Genomic DNA, 26263 nt, shown 5'->3' with positions numbered 1-26263 from the left:
GTTTGTTTAGTGTTGGCGTGCGGTGGTTGTTTGCTGCTCGTTGCGCAGTACATCTTGAACATAACGACGAATCGTTCGTTGCACCGCGTCGAGTGGCTCTAGCTTTTCTAGGTCGATATCTTCGTATAAATTCGTAATCTCTCCATCGGTGTTACAATAACCCGTGCAGATTAGCTGTTCGAGCTCGCGTGGCGTATCAAAATACGAAGTCTTGGAAGCTAGGTTCCATGCGCGCGCAACCGCTTGCTTAGGCTCATGGCTCATCCGTTTATAAACGTTATTTTCAATGATTGCTTCAATACGACTCAGTAATTCCTCGCGCTGTTCGGGTTGCAAGGGGGTGTCCATAATACGCTCAATGCCCTCATGGCGAAAATCACGATTATTGCGATCGAGATAACGATCAACCGTATCTTTCACCGCGCCATGAATATGCGCAATATCCTCTACGGATAGTGCGTCTAGGTGCTCCTCCTCCAACTCAAGCATCATATCTTGAAGTTCTTTACAGCTACTTATTCCACCGCGATTCAGTTCCGATGCCAAGTGCTCAATAACAGCCGCCGCATTTGGGAAATCTTTGCTAATTCTGTGCTCGGCAATGTATCGGCGCAATTCATCGGCGCGGATATCGCATTGGCGTGGCGTCATGGCGATGTCTAATTCACGTTCTACCCAGCTTGCTTGAGGCATATAAGTGCTCCATCGGTAATGGTTATATTCGCCGCCAGCCTAGCATTTAATAATGTTATAAATGTGAAGATTAGGTGAATATTGAGCCATTTAACCTTGTCTTGCGCCCAGCAAAAACCCTGCTATAAACGCGCAGTCCAAGGGTATAGGGGCAGTTAGCTCAGTTGGCCAGCCCTACGGCGCTTGAGTAAAAAGCTCTAACCAACTGGTTAGGGTTATGTATTGGGGGCGGTTAGCTCAGTTGGTTAGAGCGCGTCGTTGACATCGACGAGGTCGGAGATTCGAGTTCTCTACCGCCCACCATTAAAAATTACGAGAATCTCCAGATTCGACCAAAAGCTTAGCGAGGTACGAGCTTAGCGTTGGCGAGGAGGCGCTTAGCGCCGAGCATGTTCTCTACCGCCCACCATTAAAAAAGCCCCCCATTTGCATGGAAGGCTCTTTCACGAGCGTCACTTTGCGGGCTATGCTGCGAAACGATCCTCGTATCCATAATGCTTATAAAGATTGGTTCGGAAGTTAGGATTGGCGAAATCTGGCCAATGATCCTTGTCGAAGCCATCTGTCGTTTTAAGGCGATCTTTGGCGATGTTGAGCGTAAATTCTTTATCTTTTTGATTGAACGCCATTGCTTCTGGTGGAATGGCAAACAACTTGTCGCCCATACCTAAAATGCCGCCAAATGATAGCACATAATAGGTAATGTTATGATTGGAGCTATCAATCATGATATCTCTTACATGCCCGAGTTTTTCGCCTTGAGCGTTCTTCACGTCTTTACCGTCAAGCGACGATGCAGATATTAAATGATGATATGTCATAATAATCTTCTCCTGTGTTAATAGATGCAGCGAATTCTGCTAAAGGAGTATGATTGTTAGAACGTAAAGATGCGTGTGGGTATTCAGTGAAATACGTCATGAACACGTAAAGATGGTATCAATTACCGCCCACCACCTACGCCGCCGCCATTGCTGCCCCCAGAGCCGCTTTCGCGTTTCGATCTCTTTTGGATGCGGTCTTCGTAATCACCCCAGCGCATAACCTCTGACAAGCGATGCGCCCATTTTGCTTCGTGATCGGGGTGATTGGGTTGGGGCAAAAGTGCATCCGCATAACCTAATGATTTATGGCGCTCTGCCTTTGCGCGGCGTCGTTCCATAGCATCGAGGCTATCTTGGCCAGCGATTTTGCTGCTATCCTCAATAACTCCCAGCTCTTCGAGTGCTAAGCCTAAGCCATAAGGGCTCAGACCAATGATGCTATGGCCTGCACCCATTTTTCTCACATATTCAACGCCACGTAGTGCGCCTGTATCCTTCGTGATAACGAGGGTCACGCGGTCTTGTTCATAGTCGTTCGACTTGGCAATAAGGTAACGCTCCACTGAACGCTCGCCTTGATCGCGACGGAAGCGTTCGAATGCATCGTCGTCGCTAACAGCATTATAAAGTTCTCGATCTGAGTACATGGCTTGCATGATGCAGCGTTCCTGTGGTGAACAGTCCGCAAAGAACTTCTTAGCCTTACGTGCCAAATTCTCACGCTGAGCGCTGGCAACAACCATATCGACCGTGAGGTCATTAATATTGAACTTACTATTCTGTTCGCGGATTTTGCTCTCAGTATCAGCAAAATGCTCTACGTGCTTTTCATAAGTCTCACGTACACGATGACAGAAATCATGAACATCGCTCGGGCATATGGAGTGATCGCTGATATCGATTCCATAGCGTTCTGCCAAATAGCGCGCACCATTTGCAATGCGTTGTGTAGCTTCATCATTATTAGCCAGTAAAGCTGCTGCCTTGCCTGCAAAGAAAAGTTTATAAGCGCGCGAAACTTCATTCTCCACAACCAGCATGTGCTTATTTTCTTTTGCGAGATCTTCGTCGCCCTCTGAATGCTGTAAAAAGAAAGTTTCTAATGCACCGACAGGTTTTCCTGCGGATTGTAGGTATTGAGCTTTTGCGCGGATTTCAGCCTCTAAGAATTCTGGAAAGACGCGGCGGCGCGTCTCAGTACCAATTTGGATAGGCAGTACGATCCGATAATCACTAAAGATCGGTTTATAAATTGTATTACCAGATTGCCCGCCTTCAGTTGCGTAAGTAATCAGTTTATTAACGCCATCTAGCACCGCGCCACCCGCGCAGTTACTATCAACGATAACTTCAATTTTACTACGCCTTTTGAATTTCTTGGACATGCCGCAATTATAGCGGTCAAAAATAAACGAAATATGAAGGTTAGGTGAAAATTATGCGCCAGCAGGGCCGCCGTGCCCAGTGTTATCTGTTACGCGAATTTTCGAAACATCCACTTTCCCATTGCGCAGTGCCTGCGTGAAAGCTTCTGCGCTGGAATGGTCAAATTTTGCCACATCTTCTGTATTGTTAATGGTCACGCGCGACCTCCAATCACCAGTGGTCCCTGGTGTTTGCGGCAGTCGTTGGGGCGCAAATTTTGCTTGAGCGGCTTTAAGAAAATCATCGTCAGTAATAACAATCGGCGCTTTTTCGTCTGGAATGTCGATGGTGCGTAGCATTCGCCTTGCGCCAATATCGTCTGAAATTACTAGGCTGGTCGTTTTGTCTGCCTCTTCGTCGGGCAATGTCTGAATTGCTTCGGCTATACCGTACTCACCTGCATCGCTCATAGTATCTGAGAAAATATTGTATTTATGAAGGCTTCGGCTAAAACCGCCGACTAAATAGCAGGCTTGTATTAAGCATCGCTCTTTATCACTTAAACTATCAAAGAAATCTTTAGTTACTTCAGACATTTTGTTGATGACTTCACGGCGCGCCTCTAGATCAAGACCAGCTTTTGAGCGTGGTGCGTTTGTATTACCAATGCGATCATGTAAGCCTTGAATGGTGCTTACTACTTCTTCAGGAGTGAAGGTATCTATTGATATATTGCACTTATTGGCAATTTCGGTAGCGGTTTTTGCTAAAAGCTCTGGGTAATCTTTCTGATAACCTAAAACGCTATTCAATTTTTTAATAAAAAATGTTTTCCAAGCAGCAGATTCTGCAGTTTCTGGCACTACTAAATGCTCGCGGTGTTTCTCAAAGAATGCACGATTGGCGCGCGCATTCTCGATCGTACGTTTTACTTGCTGATCGCTTTCGGGCTGAGAGTCTCTGAATGAAACAGAGTCTTGAAAATCAGAAAACAAAACTCGGTTTGCTTCAATATTGACGATGGAAGGAACAATAATACGATAACTCGTGTAAATTTGGGGTCTTGTATTTTGCGCGTGCTCAATCATTTCATCTACGGCGGCGAGCACTTTAGGCTGCATACTGCAAGTATCGATATAAATATCGAGCCGCTTATCGCCCTTGAATGCGCCGCCTGATAAACTGAGAGTTTTCCGTGCCTTTGCCATGGGCGGATAATAAGCGTGAAAAGCTTTAAAAATCGTTAAAAAAAAAGAAAATTAGGCGCTTTTGGTCAGTAATCTATTGGCAAAAGGCTGGCTGCGAACCTCTTTGGGAAGGTTAAAATAGACATTTTCCTTCACTACCTCAAAGGGCTCGACCTTCACCACGCGTAGTGTCTCAAGGAAGGTAATCACGCGCTCCACCAACAATTCTGGCGCGGAAGCACCCGCCGACAACCCAACGCGCGAAATACCCGTGAGCCATTCGGGTTTAATGTCGGTGGCATCATCAATCAAATAAGCGGGAATGCCCGACTCCTCGCCCAAGTCACGCAAGCGGTTCGAGTTCGACGAATTGCGCGAGCCAACCACCAGCAGCAGTTCGACCTGCTTGGTCATTTCTTTCACGGCTTGTTGACGGTTTTGCGTGGCGTAACAAATATCTTTCGTCTCTGGTCCCTGAATGGCTGGAAACTTCGCTTTCAGCGCCGCGATAATGGTTTTGGTGTCATCCACACTCAAGGTGGTTTGGGTGACGTAAGCGAGCTTATCGGGCGTTTGAACAGTGAGTGCCGCGACATCCGCCTCATTTTCGACGAGATAGACGTTCTTCACGCGCCCGCTTGTGCCCTCAACTTCTGGGTGGCCCTCATGACCAATCAAGATGATTTCAAAACCTTCACGCTCGTAGCGAATCGCTTGATTATGCACTTTCGTTACCAGTGGGCAGGTTGCATCAATCACGGGTAAATCACGCAATTTGGCGCTGTTCTCGACTTTTTCCGAAATACCATGTGCCGAAAATACGGTGATGCCGCCTTCGGGAATTTCATCCACCTCTTTGACAAAGACAACACCCTTGGCACGCAAATCTTCCACCACCCATTTATTATGCACGATCTCGTGGCGCACATAGATGGGTGCGCCATAAAGCTCGAGTGCTTTCTCGACGATTTCAATCGCGCGATCGACCCCTGCGCAAAATCCGCGCGGTGCGGCCAATAATACGGTGAGCGGTGCTTCCATAGCCCTAGTCCCTAGCCCTTAGACGGGGTCTTTTCAAGCAATATGCGGCTGCGCAAGGTAAGATTCAGACTGCATTTCATGCAGGCGCGAGGCCGTACGGTGGAATTCAAAGTTTCCATCCCCCTTGGGGTAAATATCATCCGGCGCAGTAGCGGCAGTGGCAATTAATTTAACGCGGTGGTCATAAAGCGTATCAATCAGCGTCACGAACCGCTTTGCCTCATTGCGATGCTCAGGCGTAAGGGCAGGTATGCCTTGTAATATCAAGGTGTGAATTTGCTTTGCTAATACCAGATAATCATTGGGCCCAAGTGGTCGTACGCACAGCTCACCAAACGTTAGCCACGCAATACCTTGGTGATATTTTTCAATCAATAATTTGCGGCCTTGAATGTATAATTCAAGCTCGGAGGATGCGGCGTGATCGGTCAGCATATTCCAGCTTTCGATCAAGAAATCATCTGCCTCGCTATCACGTGGGAACACATAGGTGGCGCGCATCGCCTTAAGCTGCTTGAGTCGATAATCCGTCGCGCTTTTGATTTCGTGAATCGTTAGGCGCTTCTCGATAATATCAACGAACTTCAAAAATTGGTCGCGCTGCAAACCGCCTTGATACAAGTCGCGCGGGTGGCGGTTAGACGTAAATACCACAGTAACGCCAGCATCCATCAACCCACCAAACAAGCGTGAAAGAATCATCGCGTCAGTCACGTCGCTTACCTGAAATTCGTCTAAACACAGCACTGTTGTGCTATGGGCAATTTCGCGTACAAGGGTGGACATCAAGTCTTCTTCAACACTGACGCTGCGTAAATCATGCAAGCGTTTATGCACTTCCTGCATAAAGGCATGAAAATGCACGCGGTACGTTGGCAGCTTGTCTTTGATGCGCTCAACAAACATATCCATGAGCATGGATTTACCGCGCCCCACATCACCCCATAAATAAAGCCCGCCGCTCGATGGCAGTTTCGCCTTAGCAAATGGCAATAAGCGGCGTTTTGGCACAGCAGGAGGGGTGGTTAAACGCTGAAATAGCGCCTCAAGCACCTTGGCAGCAGCTAGCTGTGCCTCATCTGGCGAGAGCTTGCCTGCATCCACACGTGCACGATAGGTAGGAAGAAGTGTTTTCGCTTCTTGCGTCATGACTCGCTTTTAACTACGAAGTGAGGGTAATGCCAGACCAAATCAACGCATATACCCAGTTGCAGACCATGTTGCACTCATGGCGTGTCAAACGTCAGACAGTGGCGCTGGTGCCAACTATGGGTGCACTACACCAAGGGCACCTAGAACTTGTGCGCGAAGCCAAAAAGCACGCGCAGGCAGTGGTGGTTAGTATTTTTGTGAATCCCACACAGTTTGGCCCCAAAGAAGATTTCTCCAAATATCCACGCATGCTTGAGAAGGATATCGCGCTACTAGCCGAGGAGGGGATTGACCTCGTCTGGGCACCAAGCGTTCAGGAAATGTATCCCGAAGGCTTCGCCACGCTGATTCATGTGTCAGAGGTGAGTGAAGGGCTATGCGGCGCGATTCGCCCTGGGCACTTTAACGGGGTGGCCACGGTTGTCATGAAACTGTTCAACCAGATTAAGCCAGATGTCGCGCTATTTGGTGAAAAAGACTACCAGCAGCTTTGCGTGATACGCCGCCTAGTCACCGACTTGAACGTCGAGATAGAGATTATCGGTGTGCCCACCGTGCGCGAGAAAGACGGGCTGGCTATGTCATCACGAAACCAATATCTCAGCGCTGAAGAACGCAAAATTGCGCCCATACTTCATAAGACATTGGTGGAAACAGCAAAGGCTATCGCGCAGGGTGATGCGATTGACGCAACGCTCGAAGAGGCAAAGCACCAGCTTCATGTCGCGGGTTTTCATAAAGTGGATTACCTTGAGCTGCGCGAGGAAGAAACCCTTGTGCCACTCGCGCAATATGGTGTACCCGCACGCTTATTACTTGCTGCCCATTTGGGTACGACACGATTGATTGATAATGTGAGAGTCCTATGAACCAACAAGAAATACTCAGTGAATTTGAAGCGGCAGAAGCCATTCTCAAAGGCCATTTCATTTTATCATCGGGCCTGCATTCCGACACATACTTGCAATGCGCACGCGTGTTGATGAACCCAAAACGTGCCGACAGATTATGCAACGAGCTCGCTCAAAAAGTAACACAAGCACTGAAAGGCAAGACAATCGACCTCGTCGTTGCGCCAGCTATGGGTGGTGTGATTGTTGGTTACGAAATGGGTCGCCAACTCGGTGTTGAAACAATTTTCTGTGAGCGCGAAAATGGTGAATTCACTCTGCGCCGTGGTTTTGCAATTCCAAAAGGCGCGAATATCTTGCTCGTCGAAGACGTGGTGACTACGGGCAAATCATCCCTCGAAACGGTGGAGTGCATTAAAGCGCATGGCGGCAAGGTGATTGCAGAGGCATCGCTGATCGACCGTTCAGGCGGTGAATCAAAGAAATTGCCATTCCCGCTTATTTCACTGCTAACGCTGGATGTGGTGACCTTTAGTGCGGATAAAGTGCCCGCCCACCTTGCCAAAGTCCCTGCCATCAAGCCTGGCAGCCGTTGGTTGCAGAAAAAAGCGTAAGATTCCCGTTATTCGAGATTCAGTAGAATCGAGTCAGCCATGAGCCAGCGAAGCTGCGCGAAGGACTAGTCAGTATGACGATGTCCGGAGCATAAAAAACTACTTCGCGGGTGAAACCATCATCACCATCTGACGACCTTCGCTTGATGGTTCTTGGTCAACCTTCACCACGTCCTTCAGCTCTTCCTTGATGCTTAGCAGTAGCTTCATGCCAAGATCTTGGTGTGCCATTTCGCGGCCTCGAAAGCGCAGGGTGAATTTCACTTTATCACCTTCCGCCAAGAACTCACGCGCATGACGCAGCTTGATGCTTAAGTCGTGCTTGTCGATATTTGGGCGAACTTTGATTTCTTTAATCTCGATGACTTTTTGCTTCTTCTTCGCTTCCTGCTGTTTTTTCTGCATTTGGTATTTGTATTTACCGTAATCCAGGATTTTACAGACAGGTGGTTCAGCGTTTGGTGAAATCTCGACCAAGTCTAGACCTGCTTCTTCAGCGAGGCGAATGCCTTCTTTCACGGAAACGACACCGACCATTTCACCTGCAGCATCAATCAAACGAATCGATTGTGCTTTAATGTAGTGATTAATGTTGGGTTCATTCGGATCACGTTCTTTTTCAAAACGCGGTGTGTTCTCACGACGCGGCGGGCGCGGGCCAGAAAAATTATTCGGGCGTGGGCCAGTGTTGGAACGGAAGGGGGGACGGGAGCCTGCGGGTCTATTGCCTGGAGGTCTGTTACCGGGCGGTCTAGTATTCATAACGCGTCATAAGTTAGTTCATCTCCTTGGTTGTGAAACAGCCCCTATGCGGGTGGCTGAATTTCAGTACTTAGGGTAGCGATTGCCGCGCTAAGTGCAAGTGTTTCTTGGCTTTCTGAGCCCAAACGACGAATCGCGACAGTGCCTGCGTCCCTATCACGCCCACCCACCGCAATGATGAATGGCACTTTTTGCAAAGAATGCTCGCGCACTTTATACGTGATCTTGTTGTTCGACAAATCACTCTCAGCGCGAATACCTGCGGCTCTCAGAGCGCTTGTCACTTCGTTTGCGTAAGCGTCGAACTCATTGGTGATGGGGCAAACCACCGCATGGGTTGGCGTCATCCAGAGAGGGAATTTACCCGCATACTGCTCAATCAGAATACCAATAAATCGCTCGAACGAGCCTAAAATGGCGCGATGCAACATAACGGGGCGATGCTTATTACCGTCTTCGCCAATGTAATGTGCGTTCAAACGTTCGGGAAGAACGAAGTCCACTTGCAGTGTGCCGCACTGCCAGTCGCGGCCAATGGCGTCACGCAATACGAACTCTAATTTTGGGCCATAAAATGCGCCTTCGCCAGGGTTGAGGGTGTATTCCAAACCTGCGGCGGTCACTGCATCTTTCAATGCGCCTTCGGCTTTGTCCCACGTCGCATCCGTGCCCGCGCGCTTCTCAGGGCGGTCCGAGAATTTAACGCGCACCTCAGTGAACCCCAAGTCGCGATAGACTTCTTTGAGTAGGTCGCAGAAGCGAATCGTTTCTTGAGTGATTTGGTCTTCGGTGCAGAAGATGTGTGCATCGTCTTGCACGAAACCGCGCACGCGCATTAATCCATGTAGCGCACCTGAAGGTTCATTACGGTGACAATTACCAAACTCCGCCATGCGAATTGGTAAATCGCGATACGACTTCAAACCGACATTGAAAATTTGCACGTGGCAGGGGCAGTTCATAGGCTTGATCGCAAGATGCTTATCTTCCGATTCACTGATGAACATATTCTCTTTGAATTTTTCCCAGTGGCCCGACATTTCCCACAAGGTGCGCTCAACGAGGATAGGTGTTTTCACTTCGATGTAGCCATTACGCTGTAATTTGCGGCGAATGTAATTTTCAAGCTCGCGATAAATCGTCCAGCCTTTATCATGCCAGAATACTTGGCCCACTGCCTCTTCTTGAATATGAAACAGATCAAGCTCTTTACCCAGTTTACGGTGGTCGCGCTTTTCCGCTTCTTCAAGCATTGTGAGGTGTGCTTTGAGTTCTTTGTCGTTGGCAAAGGCGATGCCATAAATACGCTGAAGCATTTTGTTTTTCGAATCACCGCGCCAATAAGCACCTGAAATTTTGGTAAGCGCAAAGGCTGCGGTGATTTTATTGAAATGCGGTACGTGCGGGCCAAAGCACAAGTCGATGAATGCGTTATCACCTTCGCCTTGGCGATAGAGCGACACTTCACCATCTGGCGCGCCTTGAATAATTTCCGCTTTGTAGGATTCGCCACGTGACGTGAACAACGCAATCGCTTTCTGCTTTTCCCACATTTCACGTTTGACGGCATGCCCACGCTTCAAAATCTCGCGCATACGCGCCTCGATTTTTGGCAAGTCGTCGGGAACGAGTGGCGTTTCCAATTCAACGTCGTAATAAAATCCATGTTCAATGGTTGGGCCAATCGCCAGTTTAGCGCTTGGGTAAAGTTCTTTCACGGCCAGCGCCAAGGTTTGCGCGGTGATAGTGTGGCGAATGACATCGATACCTTCCGCGTCCTTCGCGGTGAGGATTTGAAACGCAGCATCATGGGTGATGGGCAAATATAAATCGCGCTGTACACCGTCGACTTTCATGGCAACGGCGGCCTTCGCCAAGCCTGCGCCAATTGATGCGGCGACTTCCTCGCCCGTAGTGCCTGCGGGATAGGTCCGCGCGGTGCCATCTGGTAAGGTGAGGGTGATGTCTTTGGTCTGTGCTGCGGCTTGCGCCATAAAAACTCCTAAATTGGGCGCTGAACTTAGGTTTTTTTAGGGGGTGGTGTCAAGCGGGCGAAGCCCATGAATGACGGTTAATACCTCGTCGACACTTAAATCCTGCAAAGATGTGCGTTGAATGCAATGCACATGCTCACCCGGAGGGGCGGATTTCTTGGGGTTCGACGCGCCCGAAAACAGTACCACCGAAGGGCAGCGTGAGGCCGCAATCACATGCATTGGCCCTGTGTCATTCCCCACAGCCATAAATGCGCTTCGCGCCAACACCGCTAATTGGGCAATGGTCGTGTTGCCGCAGAGGTTAATCGCCTGCGGAACGCGGTCAGCAATCATTTGCAAGGCATTGGCCTCAGCTTTGCCGCCGATCAAAACAGGTACAAGTTTCTTGGCAGCAAGTTCGCTGGCTAAGGCGGCATATTGCTCTGCAGGCCAGCGTTTTTCAGGGCGATGTGCTGCGCCACCCGCAACTATCAGTACATACGTCACGTCTGGTACGAGGCCGCGCACCTCGGCATTCAGCCAACGCAAATCAGGCAATCCGACATGATCGATGCCTGCAATCTGCAATTGTCTGCGGTAATTATCAAGCGCGTGGCGACCATGGCGCGCCTTGTCTTTATAGCGATGCGAGGCAAATTTAGCGATGCCACTAAAGAACGGGCGAGGACGCTTGAACAGCCACCAATAGCTTGTACTGCGTTGTGAGGTTTGCACATCATAGACAAAATCCCACTTCACACTATTAAGGCGTTTCTTGAGCCGTTTGAGGGCTTTGCGCTGGGTGATGCGTGGTTTGCTGTCGACCCAGATTTCGTCGAAATACGGACTTTGCGAGAGTAGTTCTGCGTAAGGTTTGGTAGTGAGGCAGACAATCCGAGCGAGAGGGTGGTGACCACGAATCGCTGCAAACATTGCGGTGGCGATAATCACATCGCCCAACGCACCATGTTTGATGACCAATATTTCCTCGTGATGACTCACTCCAGCAGCTCCCGATAAACTTGAATCGTCTTCTCTTTCATCTGTAGCACTGAAAAACTGCGTTGAATATGCTTACGGGCAAATACACCCATCGCGTGAACCATCTCTTCGTCACGCATGAGCGCATAACGAATCGTCTCCGCCATCGCATCGGCATCACCCACAGGAATCAGGTAGCCCGTTTCATTGTTAATGATAGTCTCACGCACCCCACCATGATCAAACGCGATCACGAGCTTGCCCATTGCCTGCGCCTCAATCGACACGCGCCCGAACGATTCAGGCTTCATCGAGGGGATAAGCACCACGTCGCTGAGTGAATAGGCTTCGTTCATGAAGTTCGTATTGTTGGCAAGTCTGACCTTGCCTTCAAGCCCCATGGCGATAATCTTTTGCTCCAACTCGGTGCGATACTCTTCGTGGCCATGGTCGCTGCCTGCCATCACGCATATAAATGGGCGGTCGCCAAGTTTCACTAGCGCTTCAAGCACAACATCCAGCCCTTTGATGCGTGAAATACGGCCTGGCACGAAAATGATTTTCTGCGCCTCATCTGGCAAACGCCATTGCTTGGTGAGTGCGATGATGCGGTCGGGAATAATTTTTTCAGGGTCAAATATCGTGGCATCCACACCGCGCGGAATAAGACGCAACTTGGTTGGGTCAACCTGATATTCACGCAGGATATGGTCATAAACAAAGCGCGAAACGGCAATCACTCGATCGGCTTTCACCATCACGCGGTTATAACTCTTCTTGAATGGCCCCTTAAGGCCATAGACACCGTGGAACGTGGTAACGAAGGGCGTCTTTGTACGTCGCGCTGCTAAATAGGCACTCCAAGCGGGTGCGCGCGAGCGTGCGTGGATCAAGTCCACGTCCTTGAGTTTCATGAGTTGCACTAACTTGCCCGCATTTTTCCAAATACGATAAGGGTGTTTTTCGTAAAGGGGCAAAACAAAATGCTCACCACCATGATAGGTGATGTGCGGAATCATTGCCCCGCCGCCAGAGGCAACGAGCGGTTTCATGCCCGCTTTGCGGATAGCGTCCGTAATTTCGACCGTGCCGCGCTCAACCCCGCCCGAAACAAGGCGTGGCAAAACCTGCAATATGGTATGGCGGTGACTCATGCCTCTGAAGTAAACAATCAGCGCGCACATACCAACTTCTAAATTGCGTCTGCCCACAGCCTCGACTATGCCGATGGGCATGACAATCAAGCACCATAAAAGCCAATCAGGTTATGACATTGCCTACCAACACCACGAAGGTAAGGGGGTGGGTGTCGTATTTATTCACGGGTTTCGCTCGGATATGGAGGGCAGCAAAGCTGTCGAACTCCACGCATTTTGCAAAGAGCACAATATTCCGTTCACGCGGTTCGATATTTTTGCGCATGGCGTAACAGGCGGTGATTTTCTGGATTATACCATCGGCCATGGCGTGCGTGATACGCTAGAGATTCTTGATCACATCGCCACGGGCGACCAGATATTAGTCGGCTCCAGCATGGGTGGGTGGATTATGCTTCGCGCCGCGCTGGAACGTAAACTTCAAGTGTGCGGATTAATCGGTATAGCCGCCGCCCCCGATTTTACGGAGCGATTCCCCGATAAAATGACCCCCGAAGAACGTAAAACAATCGAAGAAGAAGGTGTCATCTGGCGGCACAGCCCTTATTGGGGCAAGGACGTTCCAACAACCAAAAACCTGCTCGATGAAGGGCGTAATCATCTCGTGCTCGACCACCCCATTCCGCTCGATATCCCTATCCATCTACTCCACGGCCAACACGACGAAGACGTGCCATGGCAGCTCTCCATGCAAATCAGCGAAACAGTCACCAGCAGCGCGGTAGAGGTAACACTGGTGAAAGATGGCGACCATCGCCTCTCTCGCCCGCAGGACATGGAATTACTCAAGGACGCGGTGCTAAGAATGTATCGCCGTTTGACAGCGTGAGTGCTGCTCGCTACACAAACACAACAAAGGAAACCATATGAAACCCACCGCAAAACCACATAATCCCTGTTTCTCTTCTGGCCCATGCGCAAAGCGCCCTGGTTGGACACTCGATGCTCTCAAAGGCGGCGCACTTGGCCGTTCGCACCGTGCCAAAATCGGTAAAACGAAATTGAAAGAGGTGATTGACCTCAGCAAAAAGATTCTCGGTATCCCTGATGATTATCGCCTTGGTATCGTCCCTGCTTCCGACACGGGCGCGATTGAAATGGCGATGTGGTCGATGCTCGGTGCGCGCGGCGTGGATGTATTTGCGTGGGAATCTTTTGGCAAGACATGGGCAGGGGATTGCAAAAAACAACTCAAGCTCACTGATTTGAAACTCTACGATGCGCCATATGGTGAGTTGCCAGACCTCAGCAAAGCTGAATGGTCGCGTGATGTGATTTTTACGTGGAACGGCACGACCAGTGGTGTGCGCGTACCTAATGCGGACTGGATTCCTGATAATCGCGAAGGCCTCGCTATTTGTGATGCGACCAGCGCCGTATTCGCAATGGACGTGCCATTCAAGAAGCTCGATGTGGTGACATGGTCATGGCAGAAAGTGCTAGGCGGTGAGGGTGCGCATGGCATGATCGCCCTAAGCCCACGTGCGGTCGAGCGCCTCAAGACCTATAACCCTGCATGGCCACTGCCAAAAATTTTCCAAATGACCAAAGGTGGTGAGCTGATTGAGGGTATCTTCTTGGGCGAAACCATCAACACGCCTTCCATGCTCGCCGTGGAAGACGCGCTGGACGGTCTGCGTTGGGCAGAATCCATCGGTGGTTTGAAAGAGCTTATCAAGCGTTCGATGTCGAATCTCTGTGCAATCAATACATGGGTCGATGCTACACCGTGGATTACATTTTTGGCGAACAAGCCGGAAATCAATAGCTGCACCTCTATTTGCCTCAAGATTATTGACCCATGGTATGTTGGCTTGAGCGAAGACGCCCAACAAAAAGTCGCCAAAGATATCGTCTCGCTGCTCGATAAAGAGGGTGTTGCTTACGACATCGGCGCGTATCGCGATGCACCTGCGGGCTTGCGTATTTGGGGCGGCGCTACGGTCGAAACCAAAGACATCGAAGCACTGCTACCTTGGCTCGAATGGGCGTGGAATGAAGTGAAAGCAACCGCAGCCAAAGCAGCTTAATCTTCTGCTTTATGGCGAGTAGGCTGGCTCTTGCCATCGAATTTTACGATTTTTCTCTGGCTGCAACGGACTATATTTTCAATAGCAGCTTCTTGGCTAAGATTAGCGACAACTTTACCCATGATAGTTGCATCTGCTGGATGTATGAGGTCGCCCTCTTTATCAAGCACTCCTGCCTCTTTCATCATAAGCAATCCATATTCGATAACAGACCCGCAGAGAGCTTTATGCATTTGTGCGTCATTCGGGATTTTAGGGTGCACTTCGCGCAATGCACTATACACCGTATTTATGCCGCTTTCACCAGTTGCTGCCCTTAAAATAGCTGCAGTAAATTGACCTAAGGCCAGCTCTTTATCAAAATCATAGTGAGCACGAGCACAAGCATCGATCATTCTGGTGACTGAGTACGGGCTAAGAGCCGCATCCCTAGCTTGTTGCGGCGTCATGCCACGAGTAGGGTCACCTGCACCCTCTCCAAAATGGATAGGAACTACATTGTCGTCATCATTACCTGTATCACTCATAATATCCCTCTTGCGGTTTGCCTTCTAAACACGTTATACAGCCTCAATCTAATTTATAACTATTAAAAGCACGTTAATCGGAGTTATTATGCCTAAAGTTCTTATTTCGGATAAATTAAGCCCACAAGCCGTTGAAGTATTTAAGAATAAAGGCATTACGGTTGACCTTAAGACAGGCCTTTCGGAAGAAGAACTCGTCAAAATTATTGGCGAATATGATGGTTTGGCCATTCGTTCGGCCACCAAGGTGAACGAGATCGTGCTCGCCGCGGCGCATAAACTGAAAGTAGTTGGCCGCGCTGGTATCGGCGTTGATAACGTGGATGTGAAAGCGGCAACCGCACGCGGCATCATCGTGATGAACACTCCCTTCGGTAACTCTGTCACCACTGCCGAGCACGCATTAGCGATGATGATGTCGTTGGCGCGCCAAATTCCATCGGCCAATGCTTCGACCCATGCAAGTAAATGGGAAAAGAATAAATATATGGGCGTTGAGCTTGCGGGCAAAACCCTTGGACTCATTGGTTGCGGTAACATTGGCAGCATCGTGGCTGACCGTGCGCAGGGCCTCAAAATGAAAGTGGTGGCGTTTGACCCATTCCTTTCCGTTGAGCGTGCTGCGGCCATCAATGTCGAGAAAGTGGAGCTGGACGCATTATTAGCGCGCGCCGATTTCATTTCACTGCACACACCAATGACAGATTCAACCCGCCACTTGCTGGGTAAAGAGAATCTGGCGAAGTGCAAAAAGGGTGTTCGTATCATCAACTGCGCACGCGGCGGACTGATTGTGGAAGCCGACCTCAAAGCCGCCATTGAAAGCGGCCACGTTGCAGGTGCCGCGCTTGATGTATTCGAGGAAGAGCCAGCAAAAGACAATCCACTCTTCGGAATGGAGCAGGTGGTTTGCACCCCACACCTTGGCGCTTCTACCAATGAAGCTCAGGAAAACGTAGCCATTCAAGTGGCGGAGCAAATGGCGGAATACCTCACCGTTGGCACGGTAACCAACGCCCTCAATATGCCAAGCGTCTCAGCAGAGGACGCGGCGCGCCTCAAGCCATACCTTGATCTGGCGGCACGTTTGGGTGGCTTTGCTGGTCAAATGACCAAGTCTGGCCTCAACAAAGTGTCGATTGAATTTGAGGGCAAGGTAACCGAACTGAATACCAAGCCACTTACGGCGGCGGCGCTTAATGGCCTGCTCAGCCCGCTTATGGAAGGCGTAAATATGGTGAATGCTCCAGTGGTAGCCAAAGAGCGCAATATCGACGTTTCCGAAATTCGCCATGAGCGCACGGCGCATTACAAAACCCTGATGCGCGTTACCGTACATTCAGACAAAGGAACCTTCAGAGTTGCAGGCACCTTGTTTGGTGATAAGCCACGCCTTGTTTCCGTCAATGATGTCGCGCTGGAAGCGTCCCTCGGAAACCGCATGCTCTACGTAAATAACGAAGACAAACCGGGGCTTATCGGTGGTTTGGGCAACTTGCTTGGTGAAGCAAAAATCAACATCGCTAACTTCCACCTTGGCCGCAACAAAGAAGGTAGCGACGCCGTGGCTCTGCTAGAGGTGGATGATGAGGTTTCGGCTAAAATCCTCGATAAAATCGCCAAATTACCTAGCGTGAAGGCAGTAGAATTGCTCAATTTCGCTTAGTGCTGCAAAAATACAACATCCTGTTGTAATCAAGCACCAGTGTGACCTAGTTGCATGTGGATAACTGGCAAATAGCCTTTTGCTGTGCCTATATGGATCACGAGGCAGGTTGCTCCAAAAAATACCGCGATGCCGTTAAGTAAGCCTTAACTCTTCGCTGGTACTTTGGGTGCAACAGAGGAGTTGTGACCATGTATATTAGTGTAAATAAATCAACGACCACGCGTCGTCCTGTTCAATACGCTGCCCTTGCCTCGGGCACGATCAGCCATGTCTGGTCGGAAGAAGAAGAGTATAGCACCTTGAATCGCCGCAAAGTGCGCGTCGAGCTCAAGCGCGAATCGGACATCCAGAAAAAATCCGCGAAGTAGCTTTTATTCCATGTGCTGGCCGCCATTGACGGAGAGGGTCTCTCCCGTAATGAAGCCTGCCTCATCCGCTACTAGGAAACATACAGCGCGGGCGATTTCTTTAGGTTGGCCCAGACGACCGACTGGAATCTGCGCCACAATCTTTTTGACCACATCTTCAGAAACAGCCTTCACCATGTCGGTTTCGATATAGCCAGGAGCTACGGCATTCACCGTAACGCCCTTAGCAGCGCACTCACGCGCCAGCGCCTTGGTAAAACCAATCACCCCCGCTTTAGCAGCAGAATAGTTGGTCTGGCCGAATTGACCAAGCTGACCATTGATGGAGCCAATCGTTACGATACGACCGTAGGAGCGAGCGCGCATCCCCTCGATCACTGCGCGTGACATGTTGAAAAGTGATTTGAGGTTGGTGTTAATCACCGCGTCCCAATTATCTTCGCTCATTTTATGCAAAAAGCCGTCACGCGTGATGCCAGCGTTATTGATGAGAATATCAATCGGCCCAACATCCGCCTCGATGGTGCGAACGGCAGCTTGGCACTCGTCATAGTTGCCAACGTCAAAACGAAACACAGCAATGCCTGTTTCCTTTTTGAAAGCTTGTGCGGCTTCTTCATTGCCATGGTAACTAGCTGCAACCTTGCAACCAGCTTTTTTAAGGTCAATCGCGATTGCTTTACCAATACCGCGTGTACCACCTGTTACGAGTGCGACTCTGCCTTTCATGAAACTCTCCCTATGCAGCTTTTTCTACGCACATAGCAATGCCCATTCCGCCACCAATACACAAGGTGGCTAGGCCTTTTTTCGCACTACCACGATTCATTTCGTGCAAGAGTGTTGTAAGAACGCGCGCCCCCGAAGCGCCGATGGGGTGACCTAAAGCAATCGCACCGCCATTGACGTTCACCTTGCTTTCGTCCCAACCCATGCCGCGATTCACGCTGATAGCTTGCGCCGCGAATGCTTCATTCGCTTCAATAAGGTCGAGGTCTTTGATCGTCCAACCCGCTTTTTCGAGAGCCTTCTTAGACGCAGGAATCGGCCCCGTGCCCATGATGGATGGGTCAACGCCCGCCGTCGCCCATGATTTGATAACCGCGAGAGGTTTCAAGCCGCGCTTATCTGCTTCGGCGCGTGTCATCAGCACTACGGCAGCCGCACCGTCATTGAGGCCGCTAGCATTACCTGCCGTCACGGAACCGTCTGGCTTGAATGCAGGGCGTAACTTGGCGAGTGACTCTGCTGTTGTGTCGGCACGAATGAATTCATCTGCCTCCACGACCGTGTCACCTTTTTTACCTTTGATGGTAATTGGAATAATTTCAGCTTTGAATTTGCCTTCTGCTTGCGCTTTAGCGGCTTTCTGTTGGCTAGCCGCCGCGAACTTGTCCTGATCGTCGCGGGTGATTTGGAACTGCTGGGCAATATTCTCTGCCGTAATGCCCATGTGGTAATTATTGAATGCATCCCACAAGCCATCAACAATCATGGTATCGAGCATTTTACCATCACCCATCTTCACGCCATTGCGAAGCTGCATGGCATGTGCGGAACCGCTCATCGACTCTTGGCCACCTGCAATCACAATCGTTGCATCACCATTGAGAATCGACTTCATGCCTTCTGCCACTGCGCGCAGGCCTGAACCACAGACTTGGTTGATGGTGTAAGCCGTTGCTTCTTGCGCAACACCGCCGTGAATAGCAGCTTGGCGGGCAGGGTTCTGGCCTGTAGCTGCAGTAAGAATTTGCCCCATAATCACTTCGGAAACATCCGCGCCATTAAGCTTGTTGCGTGCGATAAGACTTTTGATGACTTCTGCACCAAGCTGCGCTGCGGTAAGTGGTGCGAGCGACCCACTGAAGTTACCAATAGCGGTACGCACTGCATCTACGATTACGATTTCTTTTTCTTTCGACATATTGTCCTCCGTTTAGGGTTGCTAAGGTGATAGGTGAGCGCAGGCGCAATGTCCAGCCCCCATGCCGCGCTGCACTAAAAGCGCTTGGCCAACCACTTGGCGAGCGGCTCCCATAATTCTTTTTTGGCGTTCTTGCCCGCAACCATGCTGACATGCCCGCTTTTGGGGTACATCACATCGGACTTGCGGATCATCTTGGCGAGTGGCTCCGCCACCCTTTTGGGTACGATGGCGTCGTGCTCAGGAATCACACATAAGGTAGGGCATTTGATAGATTCAGGCTCAATCCATTTTCGGCCAATTTTCCATTGGTGGCTGGCGAGCATATTGCCTTGTGGCCAATCGACCAAACATTCCTCCGCCACTTTTTGGGTAAGTGGCACGCCGTCATTCACCCATTGCTCGACGGCAAGAAAATGCTTTTTCTCTTCCGCAGAGAGCAGGGGATAGGCGCTATATTTTTTCTGCACATGCCATGGGTTGATCAGGTGAAACATGGTCTGCACGATGACATTTGGCACAGGGTTCATACTCGCGATGCTATTGCGAAGCATCATTTGTGCTGAAGGCTCGAGCAAAATACGTGGTGTATCCTCTGCCGAAAAATCCCATGGCGTGGCAAGTAGTAGTAACGCATCCACCAAGAAAGCGGCAAGCTGTGCCATGGCCACAGCAAAGACACCGCCCATGCAATAGCCCAGCAGCGCAATCGGCCCGTCGTGATTTTCGCGCAAGGTTTGCAGGGCTGGAATCGCATAAGCGCTGATATAGTCGGCACAGCTGAAATCCATTTCCGCATCACTTGGTATGCACCAATCCAATATCAGTGGGCGATAACCTTGCGATACCAGATATTCAGCAAAGCTTGCCTCAGGATATAAATCGAGCACATAGAATTTATTGATCAGCGAGGGGATGCATAAAATCGCCACCCCATCCGTTTCCTGTGGTGCTAAATCGAGTAGGCGCGCTGAACCCTTTTTCCAAAGCACACGGTACTTTTTCTCGGGTCGCTCATAGCTTGCACCCATATAGGACTGGATGCCTTCCAGAAATCCTGTCGTTTGCTGGGCCGCTTGTTCCGAAAGCGATTGCAAAAACTGTGGGTCAAAAAAGGCGGATGAATTATCGTTTTTTCCGAGCAGGCTTTTTAGCAGTTGCGCGTTTTGCTCTGCGAGGTTTTGCCACTCGCTTAGCAGGGCCTTTGTTTGCGTCTCGACGGGATGTTCGAGTCGCGGCATGAATTTCATCCAACTGTTTAGCCAGTCGTTCGAGCTGCCGCTCCACGCGTTTGAGGCGCCCGTCGAGAAGCCTGATTGCATCATCGCCATCAGCAGGTGCATGGGTAGGGTTTCGGGGGGTATCATTCGTGCCTCCACTCATGCGGTGCATGGCCGCCAGCATGGTTTTTATAGCATCTGGGTCGGTCATCTGCCGGTGCATCTGATCTTGCCAAAGCCGTAAAAAAGCCTGCGCTTGCGCGGTATAGTCTGTTTTTGTTGCCATTTTAGGTTGAATAGTCTAGACGGGACGCTCACGAAAAACAAGGCAGGACATATGAAAAAACCCGCACAGGTCGAACCTATCGTTATCAAAAAATACGCAAACCGTCGTTTGTACAACACGGACACTTCTAGCTATGTCACCCTCGACGACTTAGGCGAGATGGTGAAAGAGGGCGCGGAGTTCATCGTATATGATGCAAAATCGGGTGACGATCTAACTCGCCAGATCCTGACGCAAATTATTTTCGAGGAAGAGTCGAACAGTGGCACCAACTTGTTGCCTGTTAGCTTCCTGCGCAACTTGATTGGGTTTTACGATAACTCGCTCAAGGATTTCTTGCCTGCGTATTTAGAAACTAGCATGCAGGCGTTCTTGAAGAATCAAGAGCAAATGCGCCAATATATGCTAGGTGGTAAATCAGGCAACCCAATGGAAGCCTTCACCAGCGCGGCACATCAGCTTGAAGAAATTGGTAAGCAGAATATGGAAATGTTCACCAAGGCGTTTTCGATGTTCACGCCATTCAATCAGCAAGAAGCGAATAAGAAGAAGTAAGTGTTAGCGGCCAATCTTGGTGACGGCACTCAAAGTATCGCGAATAACTGTTGGCGCGGCTTCGAGAGCTTCTAGCGTTGCTACGCTGGCAGCTTTTACTTGGTTCGCGCGTTGCTCAGCTTGAGCATAAATTTCAACAAAACTGTTGGCAGCACCAGTGATATCAATGCTTCTGCCATTAACATGCCCAACCAGGTTGCCCATCATTCTCGCAGTCTCGGCAATAGGAGTTAGCTTGACTGCATTTCTAGCTAATTCATAAATTGGGTTATTATCGTTGCTCATGTTGGTATCTCCTACACCTCCTTTATATAGGAGAATTGTTACAGTCGTATGACAATGGGGCAGGAGTTTTGTGAAGATTGTGTGACAGAAGCCTTAAAAATGGCTTAAAGTTTAGCCACGAACAGGGTCGGAAAGCAGCGATTCATTGGCTCTTTCGTCAGCTAAAGCAGCCACTTGGCTGGCTTGACGCGGTGCAACATCGCGGCGCTCGCGGCGAATGTCACTGCGGTCCGCCCAATTACGTTGTTGGCGGCGTTCATCGAGACTCATGAGCTCATCGGGCACATCGGTCATTTGGCGGGTCAACTCGTGCTTGGCCTTCGCGCTAGCAAGCGCTGTCGTGGCATCATGGCCATGGGTAACCTGCGGAATGGTTTCGGTGACGGTTTGAGTAGGAATATTATGTTGAACGGGCTGAGTCAGGTGATTGCCGACATCCATCAAGTGCGGCAATGCCATTTTTCCAGCAAAGAATGCACCAACCGAACCAACCGCAATACCCGCCCAATTTGTAACAGCAGCAGGCGCTCTTGTAGCAAGTTCTGCGGCATTACCAACGCCGGGAATCAAGCTAAATAGATTGCCTAATGACGTCCAAACAAAGCTGAAAGCGCCCTGAATGGCGGGAATGATATGTTGGGTCACAATCGCGCCAGCGCCAGCAAAAAGCTTGGTTGCTTCAACGGCAAATGCGCCAGTATTTGCGGGGTTCAATGCCCATGCTGCAGCACCATAGCCCACTACCGCAACGGCAACCACAGCACCAATAATCAGCGCGCCTTTAACTACAGCGCCCCAATTAATGTCCTGACGAATTTCACTACGTCCTGGTATGGTCTTGGTTATGGTTTGTGCTTGAGGCATCTTCTACACCTTTACATTGTGTAGAATAACAAACTTACTCGTCTAGCAGTGTGACAGTTTTGTGAAGATTGGTTTATGATTGCGAGGGAACTCTTTGTTCCCTCGTGACTCCCTCCGCCGCTTACGCGGCTCGCGCAGCTACGGCGCTACGCTTGATTACTGGATCACTGAACCAGGCTTAGCGCCGTAAGCCAGCGCATCGAGGCGATAGACGCGCGCATAGAGTTCACGCGACTTATCGGATAGATAATTGATGTAATAAGGCAGATTATCGAGCGCGTAAGGCTTAGGTGTAAGGCAGAATTCCGCCGCATCGAGGCGATATTTTTCACCCGCCAATTCTTCATCGATCTTGCCAGAAAATACGGCCTTGCGCACCATGATCCACGCCATTACGCTGGTAAGACGCATCGTGATGCGCGACATTTCCGCCGCGTAAATCGGCCTGTCCATTGGTGTAATAATGGATTGCTCTTCTGCCCCACGCGCTTGAAAATATTGATGCGCGTCAAAAAGCAGGTTCAAGGTTTCATTGAACACGCTGGGTAGAAAGAGTACTTGTTGGTCTAGCTTTGCTTGCCGAGTGTTGGGCTGCATGTTATTTCTCCACTCAGCTTTCAGGATATCGCAACTTCGTTAATTTTCTTTTAAGAAGCCTAGCCCTTAATTCGATTGAACGGAAATTCAGTAATGTCGGAATATTCCATAAATACAAAAGGTTCATCGTGGATTATGGCTAATGCTGGTTCTGGAAAAACCTATGTATTGGCGCGTCGCGTCGTGCGTTTGCTGCTGGAAGGTGCGCGACCAGAATCGATTTTGTGCCTGACCTATACCAAAGCGGCCGCGAGTGAAATGCGTGAGCGTATTGTGGCGCTGCTTAAATCGTTGGCGATAGCACAAGGAGAGGCGCTTACCAAAACCCTCAACGATATTATGGGTGAGAGCCCATCACCACAGCACACGGCGCGCGCGGCAAGCCTGTTAAGTGCGGTGCTTGATAGCCCGCTTGGTGGCATGACCATCACCACGATTCACGGCTTTTGCCAACGTCTACTGGCAGGTTTCCCGCTTGAGGCAGGCATATCGCCACATGCCAGCTTGCTCGATGATCGTGAGCAAACAGAGTTGATACAACAAGCAATCTACAAGCTCTACATCACAAATGATTCAGTGATTGCCAAATCACTCAGCTTCATTGCCGATATCGCCGCCGAGGGCAGGCTGAACCAGTGGCTTACCCAGCTTATTTACCAACGCAACGAATGGAAATCGCTTACCGATTTGACGTCCGATGATGCGATGAAACGCGCCATTGAAGCGCGCCAGCCGCTTGACAGTTATGAGCGCGATGTTTGGCGCAAACGCTTGCAAGAAGGTGTTGTTACCTCACTTATCAGCGCCGCGATTGGTATATGGGAAGCAGGGGGCGCGCACACGAAAACAGCAGCGACCTCAGCACGCGAGTGGCTCGCTAACCCTCAAGATTCAACCTATCTTTCGTTATGGCTTACGCAAGAACACCAGCCGCGCAAAACGATTTTACCTGAGAAATTATTCGCAGGTCATGAAGTGTTGCGCGAGCAGTTAGAGCGTGAACAACAGCGTGTTTATGCGATCACCCAAGCGCTCGCTACTATCGCCACTGCTGAAGAAACCTATCACATGGCCGTGTTGGCGCGTGCTGTTAATCAGATATATACGAACACCAAATTAGTGCGAAGTGCGCTCGATTATGAGGACTTGATTGTACATGTCGAAACGCTGTTTGCCCACGAATTACCATGGGTGATGACGAAGCTCGATTACCGCATCGACCACCTGCTGCTGGATGAAGCGCAAGATACATCACCAGCGCAATGGCGTATTAGCGAAGCGCTGGTCAAGGAATTATTGGCGAGCGACGCACCTTCGGGTCAAACTCGCAGCATCTTCGTAGTGGGTGACGTGAAGCAATCCATCTACAGCTTCCAAGGAGCCGCGCCCGAAATGTTCGAGGCCATGCGTGACGATTGGTCGAAAGCCTTACCAATTTCCTCTTTCACGCTGAGTAAGTCCTACCGCTCTGCTGCGCCGATTCTTGAAGTGGCTTCTGCTATCTGCGGCACTGAGCATGCACTGCATCGCCAAGGTATGGCGGGGATTGTCGAGTGCTGGCCGCTCATTGACCCACCTGAGAAAGAAATCGCAACGCCCTACGAATTACCCACCGAGTATCGTGATGAATCGCGTGCCGAGAGCATGTTGGCATTGCAAATTGCGGGTACTATTCGTGCATGGCTCGACGAAGGGCGTGTGTTAAAGGCGCGTGGCCGCGCTGTGCAAGCGGGCGATATTATGATTCTGGTTCATCGCCGCAAACCAATGACGCCGCTATTGATACGCGAATTGCAGCGCATGGATGTTCCCGTTGCAGGAATCGATCGCTTGGCGCTTTCAACTCACCTCGCTGTGCGTGATGTGATAGCTTTAATACGTTGGCTCTATGCGCCCGAAGACGACGTAGCCTTGGCACAAATTCTGCGCTCACCACTCGTTGGAATGAGTGAAGAGGCGCTGTTCGACGTTGCCCATAATCGCGGCGAGGCAAGCCTGTGGCAGCAAGTGAAATCGAATGAATCATTGCAGCGCTGGCGCGGCTTGCGAGGCGTAACGCCGTATCAATTCATCTACCAATTATTGGAGATAGAAGGGCTGCGACGTGCCTATGCGAGTCGCTTTGGCAATGAAATCCACGAGGTATTGGATGAGTTGCTTGAGCATGCTGCACTTAGTGAGCGGGACGTCACGAATTTATTCGCGTATGCCGATCAGCTAGAACATGCAGGGCGCGAAATTAAGCGTGAGTCTGTTGGTGGCCAAGCCCATAACGAGGTGCGGGTGATGACCGTGCATGGTGCCAAAGGTCTTGAAGCGCCTATCGTGATATTGGCGGACACGACCAGCGCCCCCGATCTTAGAAAAGAAATGTGGTTCGATGGGCCGACCATTGCCATTACCGACGAAGCAAAAAATGCCGGTTTCCTTGATGCACTCAAAGCTAAACGTCGCGACGCCATGCAGCAAGAATATGAACGGCTGCTTTATGTTGCGATCACCCGCGCCGAAGACGAATGTTACATCACCGGCGCTAAGCCGCCGCGTGTAAAAGACATTAATCCGCGCTGCTGGTACGCGCTTAGCCGCGATGCGCTAAAATCCCTACCGAATGTCGAATCGCATGAGGGAACATATCGTGCAATTTCAGCACAGACCGCGCCAGTAGAGGAAGTGGCAGTGATGCCAGTGGCGCGCGAAGCACTGCCTGTGTGGGCGCATAACGCCGCACCGCAAGAAAACAAAACTCAGCATTTTTCACCTTCGCGTTTGGGCAATAGTGAACTTGCACTCTATGATAAAAGCGAAGGTGATGCACGAACACGCGGTGTCATCATCCACCGCTTGTTAGAGCTTGCGCCACAACACGCAACACCTGAAACCTTGGCGCAGCTTGCGCAATTTATTGCACCTGACTGGCAAGCATCGCAGCGCCAAGCCATCGTTTCAGATGTACACCGACTGCTTCAGCACCCCGATATGGGATGGGTATGGCAAGAGCAGGGCTTTAACGAAGTAGGTGTCTCAGGGCAGATTGAGATGGATGGGGTTAGCTACCCTATGTCTGGTCAAATTGACCGACTGGTCATGCGCAAAGACGAAATCATCATTCTGGATTATAAAACCTCTGCCAACCTCCCTCAAACTGTGGCGCAGACAAGCCAGAACTACCTGCTGCAAATGAAGGCTTACAAAACCCTATTTGCCAATAAATACAGCGATAAAACCATTCGTTGTGCCTTGGTGTGGACCCACGCGCCCCGCCTAGACTGGCTGGATGAAATTGTCGCTAAAATGGACTGGGATAGTTTCCGCCTAGCGTCTTGACGCAT

Annotated in this window: 25 protein-coding genes and 1 tRNA gene; 9 read left to right on the top strand and 17 right to left on the bottom strand. The window is 50.2% G+C overall.

Annotated features, from left to right (window positions below; all coding sequences use genetic code 11):
* Nucleotides 1-6: 6 nt before the first annotated feature.
* Nucleotides 7-693, bottom strand: coding sequence for a hypothetical protein (locus J0M34_02875; protein ID MBN8543186.1), 687 nt, complete (start codon nucleotides 691-693; stop codon nucleotides 7-9).
* A 226-nt stretch (nucleotides 694-919) separates the two neighbouring features.
* Between J0M34_02875 and J0M34_02870 the strand changes: the two genes are divergently transcribed.
* Nucleotides 920-996: transfer RNA gene (locus J0M34_02870), tRNA-Val, on the top strand.
* A 161-nt stretch (nucleotides 997-1157) separates the two neighbouring features.
* Here the strand turns inward: J0M34_02870 and J0M34_02865 are convergent.
* The 5 genes from J0M34_02865 to J0M34_02845 all read right to left on the bottom strand — a co-directional run bounded on the left by J0M34_02865 (nucleotide 1158) and on the right by J0M34_02845 (nucleotide 6259).
* Nucleotides 1158-1514 carry a PRC-barrel domain-containing protein gene (locus J0M34_02865; protein ID MBN8543185.1) on the bottom strand — a complete coding sequence of 119 codons (357 nt, stop codon included), beginning with the start codon at nucleotides 1512-1514 and terminating at the stop codon, nucleotides 1158-1160.
* A 122-nt stretch (nucleotides 1515-1636) separates the two neighbouring features.
* On the bottom strand, nucleotides 1637-2902 hold the full coding sequence (locus tag J0M34_02860) for a hypothetical protein (GenBank protein MBN8543184.1): 1266 nt from the start codon (nucleotides 2900-2902) through the stop codon (nucleotides 1637-1639).
* A gap of 51 nt (nucleotides 2903-2953) precedes the next feature.
* Nucleotides 2954-4003 (bottom strand): hypothetical protein, encoded by a 1050-nt coding sequence (locus J0M34_02855; GenBank protein ID MBN8543183.1) that lies wholly within the window; start codon nucleotides 4001-4003, stop codon nucleotides 2954-2956.
* 138 nt (nucleotides 4004-4141) lie between these two features.
* On the bottom strand, nucleotides 4142-5110 hold the full coding sequence (gene ispH, locus J0M34_02850) for a 4-hydroxy-3-methylbut-2-enyl diphosphate reductase (GenBank protein ID MBN8543182.1): 969 nt from the start codon (nucleotides 5108-5110) through the stop codon (nucleotides 4142-4144).
* 33 nt (nucleotides 5111-5143) lie between these two features.
* Complete coding sequence (locus J0M34_02845; protein MBN8543181.1) at nucleotides 5144-6259, bottom strand: AFG1 family ATPase; 1116 nt, start codon at nucleotides 6257-6259, stop codon at nucleotides 5144-5146.
* A gap of 29 nt (nucleotides 6260-6288) precedes the next feature.
* On the opposite strand from J0M34_02845, the gene J0M34_02840 reads away from it, so the two are divergent.
* Together J0M34_02840 and J0M34_02835 are read left to right on the top strand one after the other, a co-directional pair.
* On the top strand, nucleotides 6289-7131 hold the full coding sequence (locus J0M34_02840; protein MBN8543180.1) for a pantoate--beta-alanine ligase: 843 nt from the start codon (nucleotides 6289-6291) through the stop codon (nucleotides 7129-7131).
* Nucleotides 7128-7727, top strand: coding sequence for an orotate phosphoribosyltransferase (locus tag J0M34_02835; protein ID MBN8543179.1), 600 nt, complete (start codon nucleotides 7128-7130; stop codon nucleotides 7725-7727). Before J0M34_02840 ends, J0M34_02835 begins: the two co-directional genes overlap by 4 nt.
* A 99-nt stretch (nucleotides 7728-7826) precedes the next feature.
* On the opposite strand, the gene infC is transcribed toward J0M34_02835, so the two are convergent.
* Genes infC through J0M34_02815 form a run of 4 tightly spaced genes read right to left on the bottom strand, consistent with a single transcriptional unit; the run spans nucleotide 7827 to nucleotide 12600 of the window.
* Complete coding sequence (gene infC / locus J0M34_02830; protein ID MBN8543178.1) at nucleotides 7827-8489, bottom strand: translation initiation factor IF-3; 663 nt, start codon at nucleotides 8487-8489, stop codon at nucleotides 7827-7829.
* A 44-nt stretch (nucleotides 8490-8533) separates the two neighbouring features.
* Nucleotides 8534-10483, bottom strand: a complete 1950-nt coding sequence (gene thrS / locus J0M34_02825) for a threonine--tRNA ligase (protein MBN8543177.1) — start codon at nucleotides 10481-10483, stop codon at nucleotides 8534-8536.
* A 36-nt stretch (nucleotides 10484-10519) separates the two neighbouring features.
* Complete coding sequence (locus tag J0M34_02820; protein MBN8543176.1) at nucleotides 10520-11467, bottom strand: glycosyltransferase family 9 protein; 948 nt, start codon at nucleotides 11465-11467, stop codon at nucleotides 10520-10522.
* Complete coding sequence (locus J0M34_02815) at nucleotides 11464-12600, bottom strand: glycosyltransferase family 4 protein (protein MBN8543175.1); 1137 nt, start codon at nucleotides 12598-12600, stop codon at nucleotides 11464-11466. Before J0M34_02815 ends, J0M34_02820 begins: the two co-directional genes overlap by 4 nt.
* Nucleotides 12601-12679: 79 nt before the next feature.
* Here J0M34_02815 and J0M34_02810 point away from each other — a divergent pair, with 79 nt between their 5' ends.
* Together J0M34_02810 and J0M34_02805 are read left to right on the top strand one after the other, a co-directional pair.
* Nucleotides 12680-13432: an alpha/beta hydrolase gene (locus J0M34_02810; protein ID MBN8543174.1), complete on the top strand. Its 753-nt coding sequence runs from the start codon at nucleotides 12680-12682 to the stop codon at nucleotides 13430-13432.
* A 37-nt stretch (nucleotides 13433-13469) separates the two neighbouring features.
* Nucleotides 13470-14633 carry a phosphoserine transaminase gene (locus J0M34_02805; GenBank protein MBN8543173.1) on the top strand — a complete coding sequence of 388 codons (1164 nt, stop codon included), beginning with the start codon at nucleotides 13470-13472 and terminating at the stop codon, nucleotides 14631-14633.
* Here J0M34_02805 and J0M34_02800 read toward each other — a convergent pair.
* Nucleotides 14630-15160, bottom strand: a complete 531-nt coding sequence (locus J0M34_02800) for a hypothetical protein (protein MBN8543172.1) — start codon at nucleotides 15158-15160, stop codon at nucleotides 14630-14632. The two genes, J0M34_02805 and J0M34_02800, sit on opposite strands and share 4 nt — an antisense overlap.
* An 88-nt stretch (nucleotides 15161-15248) precedes the next feature.
* Here J0M34_02800 and J0M34_02795 point away from each other — a divergent pair, with 88 nt between their 5' ends.
* Together J0M34_02795 and J0M34_02790 are read left to right on the top strand one after the other, a co-directional pair.
* Entirely contained in the window at nucleotides 15249-16826 is a 1578-nt protein-coding gene (locus J0M34_02795; protein MBN8543171.1) for a phosphoglycerate dehydrogenase, read from the top strand.
* Between the two features lie 191 nt (nucleotides 16827-17017).
* On the top strand, nucleotides 17018-17197 hold the full coding sequence (locus J0M34_02790) for a hypothetical protein (protein ID MBN8543170.1): 180 nt from the start codon (nucleotides 17018-17020) through the stop codon (nucleotides 17195-17197).
* 3 nt (nucleotides 17198-17200) lie between these two features.
* On the opposite strand, the gene phbB is transcribed toward J0M34_02790, so the two are convergent.
* The 3 genes from phbB to J0M34_02775 form a co-directional block, all read right to left on the bottom strand.
* On the bottom strand, nucleotides 17201-17926 hold the full coding sequence (gene phbB / locus J0M34_02785; GenBank protein MBN8543169.1) for an acetoacetyl-CoA reductase: 726 nt from the start codon (nucleotides 17924-17926) through the stop codon (nucleotides 17201-17203).
* A gap of 10 nt (nucleotides 17927-17936) precedes the next feature.
* Nucleotides 17937-19124 carry an acetyl-CoA C-acetyltransferase gene (locus tag J0M34_02780; GenBank protein ID MBN8543168.1) on the bottom strand — a complete coding sequence of 396 codons (1188 nt, stop codon included), beginning with the start codon at nucleotides 19122-19124 and terminating at the stop codon, nucleotides 17937-17939.
* 74 nt (nucleotides 19125-19198) lie between these two features.
* On the bottom strand, nucleotides 19199-20491 hold the full coding sequence (locus J0M34_02775) for an alpha/beta fold hydrolase (protein MBN8543167.1): 1293 nt from the start codon (nucleotides 20489-20491) through the stop codon (nucleotides 19199-19201).
* 190 nt (nucleotides 20492-20681) lie between these two features.
* On the opposite strand from J0M34_02775, the gene phaR reads away from it, so the two are divergent.
* Nucleotides 20682-21185, top strand: coding sequence for a polyhydroxyalkanoate synthesis repressor PhaR (gene phaR, locus J0M34_02770; GenBank protein ID MBN8543166.1), 504 nt, complete (start codon nucleotides 20682-20684; stop codon nucleotides 21183-21185).
* Between the two features lie 3 nt (nucleotides 21186-21188).
* Here the strand turns inward: phaR and J0M34_02765 are convergent, their stop codons facing one another.
* From J0M34_02765 to J0M34_02755, 3 genes are all read right to left on the bottom strand, one after another.
* Entirely contained in the window at nucleotides 21189-21470 is a 282-nt protein-coding gene (locus J0M34_02765) for a hypothetical protein (protein MBN8543165.1), read from the bottom strand.
* Nucleotides 21471-21581: 111 nt separating this feature from the next.
* Complete coding sequence (locus tag J0M34_02760; protein MBN8543164.1) at nucleotides 21582-22334, bottom strand: hypothetical protein; 753 nt, start codon at nucleotides 22332-22334, stop codon at nucleotides 21582-21584.
* Between the two features lie 156 nt (nucleotides 22335-22490).
* Nucleotides 22491-22931 (bottom strand): DUF1465 family protein, encoded by a 441-nt coding sequence (locus tag J0M34_02755; GenBank protein MBN8543163.1) that lies wholly within the window; start codon nucleotides 22929-22931, stop codon nucleotides 22491-22493.
* A gap of 135 nt (nucleotides 22932-23066) precedes the next feature.
* On the opposite strand from J0M34_02755, the gene J0M34_02750 reads away from it, so the two are divergent.
* Entirely contained in the window at nucleotides 23067-26258 is a 3192-nt protein-coding gene (locus J0M34_02750) for a UvrD-helicase domain-containing protein (protein MBN8543162.1), read from the top strand.
* Nucleotides 26259-26263 lie beyond the last annotated feature (5 nt).

The sequence above is a fragment of the Alphaproteobacteria bacterium genome (assembly GCA_017302575.1).
GTDB lineage: Bacteria > Pseudomonadota > Alphaproteobacteria > Rickettsiales > UBA3002 > JAFLDD01.
This window is presented reverse-complemented; position numbering and strand designations above follow the sequence as displayed.

Excerpts from the sequence above, each read along its gene's own strand:
- J0M34_02875 (MBN8543186.1), bottom strand. The coding sequence starts at position 693 with ATGCCTCAAGCAAGCTGGGTAGAACGTGAATTAGACATCGCCATGACG.
- J0M34_02865 (MBN8543185.1), bottom strand. The coding sequence starts at position 1,514 with ATGACATATCATCATTTAATATCTGCATCGTCGCTTGACGGTAAAGAC.
- J0M34_02860 (MBN8543184.1), bottom strand. The coding sequence starts at position 2,902 with ATGTCCAAGAAATTCAAAAGGCGTAGTAAAATTGAAGTTATCGTTGAT.
- J0M34_02855 (MBN8543183.1), bottom strand. The coding sequence starts at position 4,003 with ATGCAGCCTAAAGTGCTCGCCGCCGTAGATGAAATGATTGAGCACGCG.
- ispH (MBN8543182.1), bottom strand. The coding sequence starts at position 5,110 with ATGGAAGCACCGCTCACCGTATTATTGGCCGCACCGCGCGGATTTTGC.
- J0M34_02845 (MBN8543181.1), bottom strand. The coding sequence starts at position 6,259 with ATGACGCAAGAAGCGAAAACACTTCTTCCTACCTATCGTGCACGTGTG.
- J0M34_02840 (MBN8543180.1), top strand. The coding sequence starts at position 6,289 with ATGCCAGACCAAATCAACGCATATACCCAGTTGCAGACCATGTTGCAC.
- J0M34_02835 (MBN8543179.1), top strand. The coding sequence starts at position 7,128 with ATGAACCAACAAGAAATACTCAGTGAATTTGAAGCGGCAGAAGCCATT.
- infC (MBN8543178.1), bottom strand. The coding sequence starts at position 8,489 with ATGAATACTAGACCGCCCGGTAACAGACCTCCAGGCAATAGACCCGCA.
- thrS (MBN8543177.1), bottom strand. The coding sequence starts at position 10,483 with ATGGCGCAAGCCGCAGCACAGACCAAAGACATCACCCTCACCTTACCA.
- J0M34_02815 (MBN8543175.1), bottom strand. The coding sequence starts at position 12,600 with ATGAGTCACCGCCATACCATATTGCAGGTTTTGCCACGCCTTGTTTCG.
- J0M34_02810 (MBN8543174.1), top strand. The coding sequence starts at position 12,680 with ATGACAATCAAGCACCATAAAAGCCAATCAGGTTATGACATTGCCTAC.
- J0M34_02805 (MBN8543173.1), top strand. The coding sequence starts at position 13,470 with ATGAAACCCACCGCAAAACCACATAATCCCTGTTTCTCTTCTGGCCCA.
- J0M34_02800 (MBN8543172.1), bottom strand. The coding sequence starts at position 15,160 with ATGAGTGATACAGGTAATGATGACGACAATGTAGTTCCTATCCATTTT.
- J0M34_02795 (MBN8543171.1), top strand. The coding sequence starts at position 15,249 with ATGCCTAAAGTTCTTATTTCGGATAAATTAAGCCCACAAGCCGTTGAA.
- J0M34_02790 (MBN8543170.1), top strand. The coding sequence starts at position 17,018 with ATGTATATTAGTGTAAATAAATCAACGACCACGCGTCGTCCTGTTCAA.
- phbB (MBN8543169.1), bottom strand. The coding sequence starts at position 17,926 with ATGAAAGGCAGAGTCGCACTCGTAACAGGTGGTACACGCGGTATTGGT.
- J0M34_02780 (MBN8543168.1), bottom strand. The coding sequence starts at position 19,124 with ATGTCGAAAGAAAAAGAAATCGTAATCGTAGATGCAGTGCGTACCGCT.
- J0M34_02775 (MBN8543167.1), bottom strand. The coding sequence starts at position 20,491 with ATGATACCCCCCGAAACCCTACCCATGCACCTGCTGATGGCGATGATG.
- phaR (MBN8543166.1), top strand. The coding sequence starts at position 20,682 with ATGAAAAAACCCGCACAGGTCGAACCTATCGTTATCAAAAAATACGCA.
- J0M34_02765 (MBN8543165.1), bottom strand. The coding sequence starts at position 21,470 with ATGAGCAACGATAATAACCCAATTTATGAATTAGCTAGAAATGCAGTC.
- J0M34_02760 (MBN8543164.1), bottom strand. The coding sequence starts at position 22,334 with ATGCCTCAAGCACAAACCATAACCAAGACCATACCAGGACGTAGTGAA.
- J0M34_02755 (MBN8543163.1), bottom strand. The coding sequence starts at position 22,931 with ATGCAGCCCAACACTCGGCAAGCAAAGCTAGACCAACAAGTACTCTTT.
- J0M34_02750 (MBN8543162.1), top strand. The coding sequence starts at position 23,067 with ATGGCTAATGCTGGTTCTGGAAAAACCTATGTATTGGCGCGTCGCGTC.